We start from the raw sequence: 9,868 nt of genomic DNA on the forward strand, positions 1-9,868 counted from the left end.
GGGTATGACGACGTTCTCGCCGCTTTCGCCGTACGACAACCTCTCCCCGGTCGCCCAGGCCGCCTACCGGGCCCGTGGCGCTGCCGCCGACATCGCGCCGCTGCCGCGGTCGGCCAAGGACGACGCTCTGCTGGCGATCGCGGACGCGCTCGAGGTCCGTACCAGCGAGATCGTCGCGGCCAACGCCGAGGACATCGCACGCGCCCGTGAGGCCGGCACCAGTGAGTCGATCATCGACCGCCTCACCCTGACCCCGGAGCGGGTACGGGCCATCGCCGCCGACGTACGGGACGTGGCCGCACTGCCCGACCCGGTCGGCGAGGTGGTGCGCGGCTCGACCCTGCCCAACGGCATCGATCTGCGCCAGGTGCGCGTGCCCCTCGGCGTCGTCGGGATCATCTACGAGGCCCGCCCGAACGTCACCGTGGACGCCGCCGCGCTCTGTCTGAAGTCCGGCAACGCCGTCCTGCTGCGCGGCTCCTCCTCCGCCTACTCCTCCAACACCGCCCTGGTGAAGGTCCTGCGGGACGCGGTCGGCGGCTCCGGTCTGCCGGCCGACGCCGTACAGCTCGTGCCCGGTGAGAGCCGGGAATCCGTACGGGAGTTGATGCGCGCCCGCGGCCTGGTGGACGTACTCATCCCGCGCGGCGGCGCCGCCCTGATCCGTACGGTCGTCGAGGAGTCGATCGTCCCGGTCATCGAGACCGGCACCGGCAACTGCCATGTGTACGTGGACGCCGAAACCGACCTCGACATGGCCGTCGACATCCTGATCAACTCCAAGGCTCAGCGGCCGAGCGTCTGCAACGCGGCCGAGACGCTCCTGGTCCACCAGGACGTCGCTGCCGACTTCCTGCCGCGCGCCCTGGACGCGCTCGCCGAGGCCGGAGTGACCGTGCACGGCGACGAGCGCGTGCTGGAGTACGCCGACGCCTCCAAGGCCACGGTCGTGGCGGCCACGGCCGAGGACTGGGAGACGGAGTACCTCTCGTACGACATCGCCGCCGCCGTCGTGGACTCGCTCGACGCCGCTGTCGCCCACATCCGGCTCTGGTCCTCCGGGCACACCGAGGCGATCGTGACCACCTCGCAGCCGGCCGCCCGCCGCTTCACCCAGTTGGTGGACTCCGCGGCGGTCGCGGTGAACGCGTCCACGCGTTTCACGGACGGTGGCCAGTTCGGATTCGGCGCCGAGATCGGAATCTCCACGCAGAAGCTGCACGCGCGCGGGCCCATGGGCCTGCCGGAGCTGACCTCGACGAAGTACATCGTGACAGGCGACGGTCACACCCGGTAGTGACCGTCTCCCGTGGTGATCGTGGGCCGGGGGCGTGGTGGGTTGCGGTGGGTGGTGGGTTTCCTGCGGCGAACCGGTGGTGACCGTCTCCCGTGGTGATCGTGGGCCGGGGGCGTGGTGGGTTGCGGTGGGTGGTGGGTTTCCTGCGGCGAACCGGTAGTGACCGTCCCTGTGGCGGATGTGGGCCGGGAGACTTCGGACTCTGTCTGCCGAAACCGACCGGCCAGGTCTACTCTGAAAGCGTGCCGGACGACGTGGGGGGCAGGCCGTTCCCGGACGGCTGGGAGCCCGACGACGACCGCGGGGGCGCGGACGAGGACTTCGCCTCCGTGGTGTTCGACGAGGACTTCGTACGGGCCGCCGAGTTCCATGAACCGACCGCCGTCGAGCGGCTCCTGGCCGCCGCGCAGGCGCGCGCCGAGGCCGAGGCCGCACGCGCCGGATACGGCGGAGGAGCGGCCGACGACGAGCTCTACGACGACGGCTACGGGCCCGGCGGCGAGTACGGCCGCGAGCGCGCGTACGACGACGATGACGAGGCCGCGGACGGCGAGTACGGCGGACCCTACGGACGCCACGGCGGCGCCCTGCGCCCCTACCGGGGCAGCGCCCGCTGGCACCGCCCGGTGGCCTGGATCCTGGCCCTGGTGATGGGCATCGGCATGGTCGCCCTGGCCTTCACCGCGGTGTACCGAGGGGCCGCCGGCAACCGCCAGGACCGGGTGCCACCACCCGCCACGACCGGCGTCGACTCCACACCGTCGAGCGGCTCCGCCACCGGCCGGGTCGGTGGACCCTCCGCCTCTGCGGAGTACACGGGGCCGGCTGTCTCCGCCAATCCGCGCACCCCCTGAACGGCCGCTGAACGACCGCGAAAGAACTCGTCGGAGTTTGTCACGTATCAGCGCGTTTACCAGGGCCCTGCCGGACCTACCCTGAAAGTATGGCTGGGCGCGGAGACCCGCCTGAGGGGACACCCGAGGGACTCCCCGGCGGTGGTGAGGACGAGTACCGATCCGTCGTCTTCGACGAATCGTTCGTGCGGGCTGCCCGGCTGCAGGAATTCTCCGCGCAGGAGCGGATGGGCGAGCACGCACAGGCCGTACGCAGCCTCCCCGCCTGGGGCCGCAGACGCGGCTCGAGGCAGGTCCTGCTGCTCATCCTGCTGGTCGCCATGGCCTTCGGAACCGCGATCTACCTCGGCGTCCGTCACCCCTACCAGGTTCCGCAGTTCAAACAGGCGGAGCCACTGCGCATCACGATGATCCCGCTCGCGCCGCAGGGCCCGGTCCCGGGCGGCACCCCCGCCGACCTCTATGCGCACAGCCCTGCCGCGCAGTTCCGGATCGGCGCGGCAGGCATCACGCTGCCCGGCGCCCGGCGCACCAAGAACTTCTCGGAGGACCAGGTACTGACCGCGCTGACCACCGCCAAGGACTACCTCGTCGAGTCCTCGCTGGACCCCGATGTGCTCACCGGCGGTGCCGTGCGGCCCGTGCGGCTGCTGCTCGACCCGGCCCAGCTGGAGCAGTTCGACCGGAGCATCTCCTCTCCGGCCGGCGACGGCCGCCACGCAGCCACCGGCTGGCTGGTGCGCTACGACCCCGCGAAGGTCGCGCTGGCCGACCCCCACGTGCGGGTGCAGGGCACGCTCACCGTCGCCGAGGCGGGGCCCGACGCCCTTGAGGTGACGTCGGACCACACCTTCGCCTATGCGCTGCGGCCGGTCGCGGCGGGCGGCCCACAGGCGAACGAGGCCTCGCTGTTCACCGTCCGCCGTGAACTGCACTTCCGCTTCGACCGCGAGGACCTGCGCCAGCACCGGGTCGAGCTGCTGGGCAGCTATGTCCAGGCCGGACCGCAGGCCTGCTCGGCGGACGCGTCAGGCACCCTGCGCCCGCTGCTGGCCGGCCAGCGGGCGAGCGCGGACGGTCCGGCGGGCACCGATCCTTATGCGACGGGCCAGGCCACCGCGGCGCTCTGCGGGGCGCTGTCGCCCGGTGCTCAGCCCTTGCCCTGACCGCTCTGACCGCCCTTGCCGCCCTCATCGCTGTCGTTGTCGTGCGCAGGACCGCTGCCATTGCCGTCGCTGCCGCCGCCGCCGGTGCTCCCGCCGGAGCTCCCACCACTGGCGCTGCCGCCGCTGTCGCCTCCGCCCGTGAACTTGCCGCGCAGCTTGCCGCCCAGGTCGCCCGCGCCGCCGGCTATGTCACCGACCAGCTTCATCAGGGGATCCTTGCTGGTGCGGACGGTGCCGGCGTAGTGCGATGCGGACTGGCGGAAGGAGTCGGACACCGAGGTGTCCTTGTCCTCCGTGCGCCGCGGGTAGTGACCGTCCATGATCCGCTGGTAGTCGCGGCTCGCGGCCCACTTCTTCAGCTCGGCGGCGCGCACCGTGGTGAACGGGTGCGAGCGGGGGAGCAGATTCAGAATCTTCAGCACGGAGTCGCGCAGATCGCCGGCCGCCTCGTACTCCTCGGCCTGCTGAAGGAACGCGTCGACATTCATCTCGTGCAGGTGGTTGCCACCGGCGATCTTCATCAGGCCTCGCATCGACGCCTGCAGGTCCTGGCCGACCAGTAGCCCGGCGCGGTCCGCCGAGAGCTCCGACTTGCGGAACCACTCGCGCAGCGCGGTGACGATCGCCATGATCGCGACGTTGCCGAGGGGGATCCAGGCGATCTTCAGCGCCAGACCGGTGAGGAAGAGCAGAATCGTGCGGTAGACGGAGTGGCCGGAGAGGGCGTGGCCCACCTCGTGTCCGACGACCGCCCGCATCTCCTCCTCGTCGAGCAGCTCCACCAGCCCGGTGGTGACCACGATGATCGGCTCGTCCAGGCCGATGCACATGGCGTTGGGCCGCGGGTCCTGCGTGACATACATCGCCGGGACCTTCTCCAGATCCAGGATGTAACAGGCGTCCCGCAGCATGGTGTTGAGATGCGCGAACTGCGCGTCGCTCACCCGCACCGAGTCGGAGAGGTAGAGCAGCCGCAGGCTGCGCTCGGGCAGCAGTCCGCTGAGTGCCTTGAAGACGGTGTCGAAGCCGCTGAGCTTGCGCAGGGCCACCAACGCCGAGCGGTCCGCGGGATGTTCGTACGCCCGTGAAGAGATGCCCGGGAAGCGCTTGCGCTGCCTGCTCGGAACGTTCTCGTGATTGCTTTCGGTCATCAAATGCCCCCTGTTGGCGCGAGTCCCTGCTCGTCCCCCTGACGGACCCCAGCGTAGGTGCTGGGGCTACGGTGTGGCGGGGGCTGTGGATAACCGAGGAGGACACCCGACATGCCGGACACCGCCGCACTGCTCGCCGCCGCAGCCGCGCAGCAGGGACTGGGCAACACGCTGCGCGTCCTGCTGATCGCCTCGATCGTCGGAGCAGCTCTGCTCGCCTGGTTCCTGCTGCGCGGCTACCGAGGAAACGGCAGCGACGAAAACCACAACGACTGAGTCGGCGTGAGCGTGCCCGGGCGGCCCGCATACGATGTGCGCGAAGTCTCTCCGCTCCGATTCCCGAGCTCCGGCTCCCGGACTCCCGATCGATAGGTTCCGCTGACGATGAGCCTCACCAGCACCGCCGCCAACCTGGTCACTCTTGCCGAGGGCGCCGAGCACGGTGGCAACCACCCAAGCCTCAGCCCCTACCTCACCGGTGGCGGCGCGCTCTTCGCACTGCTCCTGCTGCTGTGGATCACCACGCGCTTCAACCGCGACCGCTGAGTCGGAGCCGAACGTCGTGCCAGTAGGCTCTGCACGCATGGGAGAGCAGGAAGTGCCTACCGGTTCCGGTTCCGGCAAGCGTCGAATCGGCGTGATGGGCGGGACGTTCGACCCGATCCACCATGGACACCTGGTGGCCGCCAGCGAGGTGGCCGCCCAGTTCCACCTCGACCAAGTGGTGTTCGTACCGACCGGGCAGCCGTGGCAGAAGAGCCACAAGGTGGTGTCTCCGGCCGAGGACCGCTATCTCATGACGGTCATCGCCACCGCGTCCAACCCGCAGTTCTCGGTGAGCCGCATCGACATCGACCGCGCCGGGCCGACTTACACGATAGATACGCTGCGGGACCTGCGCTCCCTCAACAGCAACGCGGATCTCTTCTTCATCACGGGAGCCGACGCGCTCTCGCAGATCCTCGGCTGGCGGAACGCGGAAGAGCTGTTCTCACTCGCCCATTTCATCGGTGTGACCCGGCCGGGTCACGACCTGACGGACGACGGGCTGCCCGAGGGCGGGGTCTCTCTGGTGGAGGTTCCGGCACTGGCCATCTCGTCGACCGATTGCCGGGCTAGGGTCGCCAACGGCGATCCGGTCTGGTATCTGGTGCCGGACGGTGTGGTGCGCTACATCGACAAGCGCCAGTTGTACCGCGGCGAGTGAGCCACGGAGAGGGGCACCGGTGAACGACCAGCAGAACCCGTACGACCCGTACTACCAGCAGCCGCAGATCATCGGCTACGACGAGTACGGGCAACCGGTGTATCAGCAGCCCCAGCAGTACGACCCCTACGCGCAGCAGCAGCCCCAGCACCCTCAGCAACCACAGGCTCCCGAACAGGGGCAGGGGCAGGGGTACGGCTACGACCCGTACGCGCAGCAGCAGCCACAGGCAGGCCAGTCCCAGCGGCCTCAGCAGTACGACCCGTACTACCAGCAGCCGCAGTCCCCGGGGCAGAGCCAGGACCAGGGATACAGCTACAGCGGGTACAGCTACGACACGGGTACGCAGCCCGCGGCCGTCGACACCACCCAGCAGTGGAACATCCCGCAGCAGCAGGCCCCGGCCGAGCCGCAGGCGCAGCCGCGCCGACAGGCGCCCGAACCGGCTGCCGTGCCGGAGCAGCGCCGCCCTGCCGCCGACCGTGACTACCGCACCGAGCAGTTCTCTTTCATCGAGGAGCCCGACGAGGACTCCGAAGACGTCATCGACTGGCTGAAGTTCACCGAGAGCCGCTCCGAGCGGCGCGAGGAGGCCAAGCGCCGCGGCCGTAACCGCGTCGTCGCGCTCGTCGTCGCACTGGCGCTGGTCGTCGTGGGCGGCGTCGGCTACCTCTGGTACGCGGGCAAGCTGCCCGGCTTGTCGGACGCGGACAAGAAGAGCAGCACGGCGACCGGACCGCAGAAGCGGGACGTGATCGTGGTGCATTTGCACAACACCAAGAAAAAGGGCACCTCCACGGCCCTCCTCGTCAACAACGCCACCACCAAGCAGGGCACCACCGTCCTGCTCCCCAACTCGCTCTCCATCGCCAACGACGACGGCACCGCCACCACGCTCGGCAAGTCCGTCGAGGACGACGGCTCGACGGGCACCCGTGAGGCGGTCGGCACTCTCCTCGGTGCCAAGATCACCGGCACCTGGCGGCTCGACACCCCGTTTCTGGAGAACCTGGTCGAGCTGGTCGGCACCATCGACCTGACCACGGACACCGAGGTGCCCGGCGCGAAGAAGGGCGAGGCGCCGCTGGTGAAGAAGGGCGAGAACCAGACCCTGAACGGGCGGATGGCCGTCGCGTACGCCACCTACCTCGGGCCCGGCGAGGCCGAGGCGAAGCAGCTGCAGCGCTTCGGCCAGGTCTTGCAGGGCGTCCTGCGGAAGTTCCCCGACGACCCGAAGGCGGCGACCGTAACCGTCGAGACGCTGGCGCAGATTCTCGATCCGTCGCTGCGGGAGAGCGATCTGGGCGCCTCGCTGGCGAAGCTCGCCGAGCACGCCAAGGGCGGCGACTACAAGACAGCCGTGCTTCCGGTCCAGCAGGACGGCACGCTCACCGAGCAGACCGCCAACAGCGTCGTCAAGGACGTCCTGGGCGGCACGGTCACCGCACCGGAGAAGGGCGCGGCCATCCGCGTGGGCGTCAAGAACGCCACCGGGACGACGAGAGCCACCGAGGCCGCCCGGATCGACCTGGTCAACGGCGGCTACTCCGTCCTCGACGGCGGCAAGGCCGACGACACCGTCACGACATCGAAGGTCACCTACGGAGACGTGGCGCAGAAGGCGAAGGCGGTCGAGGTCGCCAAGACCCTGGGTCTGCCGGCGAGCGCGGTCGAGAAGGGCAAAGCCGTCACCAACGCCGACGTCTCGGTCGTCCTCGGCAAGGACTACGAGGTCCGGTGACAGGGCGACCCATCAGGTCCGAAACACGCGACCCATCGGGTCCGAAATAAACGCGGCATGGGCTGTCGGCGGTCCGTGAGACCCTTGAAGGGTTCCCGACCGCCGACGAAAGCCTGCTTGTGACCGCCACGGATCGCTCCATCGAGCTCGTCAACGCCGCCGCCCAGGCGGCCGCCGACCGGCTCGCGCACGACATCATTGCGTACGACGTCAGCGATGTGCTGTCGATCACCGACGCCTTCCTGCTCGCTTCCGCGCCCAACGACCGCCAGGTCAAGTCGATCGTCGACGAGATCGAGGAGCGGCTGAACAAGGAGCTCGGCGCCAAGCCGGTGCGCCGTGAGGGCGACCGCGACGCCCGCTGGATCCTGCTCGACTACATCGACATCGTCGTGCACGTCCAGCACAGCGAGGAGCGGGTCTTCTACGCCCTGGAGCGGCTGTGGAAGGACTGCCCCGAGCTTCCTCTCCCCGAGGACGCCCTGAAGACCCGCGGCAAGGCCGAGGAGCACGCGCGGCTCGCCGGCGACCCGGACGGTGAGCTGAGCTGAACGGCAGAGACAGCCGCGAGCGCGCCACGGGACGCCGCGTCGTCCTGTGGCGGCACGGCCAGACCGCCTGGAACCTGGAGCGCCGCTTCCAGGGCACCACGGACATTGCGCTGACCGAGACCGGTGTCGTTCAGGCGCGCCGGTCCGCCCGGCTGCTCGCCTCGCTCAGGCCCGATGTGATTCTCGCCTCCGACCTCAAGCGGGCGGCGGCCACGGCCGGCGAGCTGGCCGAGCTCACCGGTCTCGACATCACCTACGAGGCCGCCCTGCGCGAGACCTACGCGGGCGCCTGGCAGGGCCTGACGCACGAGGAGATCGTCGCGCAGTACGGCGAGCAGTACGCCGCCTGGAAGCGCGGCGAGCCCGTGCGCCGCGGCGGCGGTGAGCTCGAGACCGAGGTCGCGGACCGGGCCGCTCCCGTGGTGCTGCACCACGCCGAGAAGCTCCCCGAGGACGGCACGCTCGTCGTGGTCAGCCACGGCGGCACGATCCGCACCACGATCGGCCGGCTGCTGGGCCTGGAGGCCCACCACTGGGAGGGCCTCGGAGGCCTCTCCAACTGCTGCTGGTCGGTGCTCGGCGAGGGCGCGCGTGGCTGGCGGCTCCTTGAGCACAACGCCGGCACGCTGCCGGAACCGGTCCTCGGCGACGACGACTGAACCCGGCCGAGCCCGCCGTTCGGCCCCGCACCCCCGGATTTCACTTTCCGGCAGGTCGCAGGCTAAAGTTCTTCTTGTTCGCAGCGCGGAGCGCGAAGAACACGCGGGGCTATAGCTCAGTTGGTAGAGCGCCTGCATGGCATGCAGGAGGTCAGGAGTTCAATTCTCCTTAGCTCCACAATCCGGATCCCGTCCTCGTCAGAGGGCGGGATTTCGCGTTTCCCGGCCAGCGGGCGCTCGGCGCCTACTCCGCGGTCCTCGCCACCGGGGCCACTGCCGGGCAGGCACGCTCCGTTCGGTCAGGTGATCGTCACCGCCGCATTCGGCACACTCTTCCTGAATCGGCAGACAGTACCCGGGGCGCATGGGTCCGCCGATGCGCTGCGGGTGTGCGCCCTGTCGCTCGCAGCCGCGTCGATCTTGGGCGCGGTGGCTGGTCTCGTACGCAAACGCCGCTGACCCTCTTGCGTGGCCATGGCAGAATCGGACGGCCGGAGGGGACACCGGCGAGGACGGGAGGGAGAGCACAATGTCCGCCAGCAGGAGCGAGAAGGCCGATGACCTGCTTGCCGCGGCGGAGGTACGTGCTTCTCTCAGCTGCCCGTCCTGCGGATCGGCCCATGTCGCCCAAGTCCTCGGCGACAATGGCGGGGTTTCCTACGTGTGCACGGCCTGCGGCCACAGCTGGAGCTGAGTGATGGGTGCACACAGGCGGAAATGCGACTGGTGCGGCAGTGGTACGCCGATCGTCCGGGACATGGATCCGGTCAATCCCGAGTACCAGTACTGGTGCGAGGAGTGCGCGCGGGCGCTGATCATAAAGGGCGACCCCATCGAGACCTACCGCGAGCTCGAGGGGGAGCCGATCTACGGCCGTCTCCTCGATGAGCACTGCACGTTGAAGCGGTTCTATTCGTTCGCCACAGCATGAGCGACACGGCCGCGGCCACAGTGACAGTCACGGTCACAGTCATGGTCCCGAAGTGGGACGTTACCGGCCTTGTTCGTGCAGACCCGAAACGATTTGGCGATGGACCGGGGTGACCGTTAATGTTGTCGACGTCGCCGAGGGGGAAACTTCCGATCAAGGCGGCACACCGCAAGGGGCTATAGCTCAGTTGGTAGAGCGCCTGCATGGCATGCAGGAGGTCAGGAGTTCAATTCTCCTTAGCTCCACAGAAGCAGTAGACACAAGGAAGCGGGGGCTACGGGGGGGGGGGGGCGCGTGGGTGGGGTGGCGGG

At 69.3% G+C, this 9,868-nt stretch carries 12 protein-coding genes and 2 tRNA genes; 13 read left to right on the plus strand and 1 reads right to left on the minus strand.

All coding sequences use genetic code 11. The features are described 5' to 3' along the window. Positions 1-4: 4 nt before the first annotated feature. The 3 genes from ACFWDI_RS29000 (at position 5) to ACFWDI_RS29010 (ending at position 3,317) form a co-directional block, all read left to right on the plus strand. A complete protein-coding gene (locus ACFWDI_RS29000; protein ID WP_385308340.1) occupies positions 5-1,297 on the plus strand; it encodes a glutamate-5-semialdehyde dehydrogenase in 1,293 nt (430 codons plus the stop codon). 242 nt (positions 1,298-1,539) lie between these two features. Then, positions 1,540-2,151, plus strand: a complete 612-nt coding sequence (locus ACFWDI_RS29005; protein ID WP_385308343.1) for a hypothetical protein — start codon at positions 1,540-1,542, stop codon at positions 2,149-2,151. An 89-nt stretch (positions 2,152-2,240) separates the two neighbouring features. After that, positions 2,241-3,317 carry a hypothetical protein gene (locus tag ACFWDI_RS29010; RefSeq protein WP_385308346.1) on the plus strand — a complete coding sequence of 359 codons (1,077 nt, stop codon included), beginning with the start codon at positions 2,241-2,243 and terminating at the stop codon, positions 3,315-3,317. Here ACFWDI_RS29010 and ACFWDI_RS29015 read toward each other — a convergent pair. Next, positions 3,302-4,468 (minus strand): M48 family metallopeptidase, encoded by a 1,167-nt coding sequence (locus ACFWDI_RS29015; protein WP_385308348.1) that lies wholly within the window; start codon positions 4,466-4,468, stop codon positions 3,302-3,304. The genes ACFWDI_RS29010 and ACFWDI_RS29015 overlap by 16 nt on opposite strands. A gap of 111 nt (positions 4,469-4,579) precedes the next feature. On the opposite strand from ACFWDI_RS29015, the gene ACFWDI_RS29020 reads away from it, so the two are divergent. The 10 genes from ACFWDI_RS29020 to ACFWDI_RS29065 all read left to right on the plus strand — a co-directional run bounded on the left by ACFWDI_RS29020 (position 4,580) and on the right by ACFWDI_RS29065 (position 9,802). Next, entirely contained in the window at positions 4,580-4,744 is a 165-nt protein-coding gene (locus tag ACFWDI_RS29020) for a hypothetical protein (protein ID WP_327323566.1), read from the plus strand. 108 nt (positions 4,745-4,852) lie between these two features. Continuing rightward, positions 4,853-5,014: a hypothetical protein gene (locus tag ACFWDI_RS29025; RefSeq protein ID WP_326649869.1), complete on the plus strand. Its 162-nt coding sequence runs from the start codon at positions 4,853-4,855 to the stop codon at positions 5,012-5,014. 37 nt (positions 5,015-5,051) lie between these two features. Further along, the gene (nadD, locus tag ACFWDI_RS29030) at positions 5,052-5,675 is read left to right on the plus strand and encodes a nicotinate-nucleotide adenylyltransferase (RefSeq protein ID WP_327323565.1); all 624 of its coding nucleotides are present in this window, start codon (positions 5,052-5,054) and stop codon (positions 5,673-5,675) included. 19 nt (positions 5,676-5,694) lie between these two features. Next, entirely contained in the window at positions 5,695-7,416 is a 1,722-nt protein-coding gene (locus ACFWDI_RS29035; protein WP_385308353.1) for a LytR C-terminal domain-containing protein, read from the plus strand. A gap of 119 nt (positions 7,417-7,535) precedes the next feature. Continuing rightward, a complete protein-coding gene (gene rsfS, locus ACFWDI_RS29040; protein WP_327323563.1) occupies positions 7,536-7,967 on the plus strand; it encodes a ribosome silencing factor in 432 nt (143 codons plus the stop codon). Then, positions 7,964-8,626 carry a histidine phosphatase family protein gene (locus ACFWDI_RS29045; RefSeq protein ID WP_385308469.1) on the plus strand — a complete coding sequence of 221 codons (663 nt, stop codon included), beginning with the start codon at positions 7,964-7,966 and terminating at the stop codon, positions 8,624-8,626. The genes rsfS and ACFWDI_RS29045 overlap by 4 nt, the downstream gene beginning before the upstream one ends. A 105-nt stretch (positions 8,627-8,731) precedes the next feature. Next, positions 8,732-8,804 (plus strand) — tRNA-Ala (locus ACFWDI_RS29050). Between the two features lie 351 nt (positions 8,805-9,155). Next, a complete protein-coding gene (locus ACFWDI_RS29055) occupies positions 9,156-9,320 on the plus strand; it encodes a hypothetical protein (protein WP_327323562.1) in 165 nt (54 codons plus the stop codon). Between the two features lie 3 nt (positions 9,321-9,323). Then, the gene (locus tag ACFWDI_RS29060; protein WP_026277450.1) at positions 9,324-9,557 is read left to right on the plus strand and encodes a hypothetical protein; all 234 of its coding nucleotides are present in this window, start codon (positions 9,324-9,326) and stop codon (positions 9,555-9,557) included. Positions 9,558-9,729: 172 nt separating this feature from the next. After that, positions 9,730-9,802: transfer RNA gene (locus ACFWDI_RS29065), tRNA-Ala, on the plus strand. Positions 9,803-9,868 lie beyond the last annotated feature (66 nt).

The sequence above is a fragment of the Streptomyces sp. NPDC060064 genome, from assembly GCF_042736455.1.
Classification (GTDB): domain Bacteria; phylum Actinomycetota; class Actinomycetes; order Streptomycetales; family Streptomycetaceae; genus Streptomyces.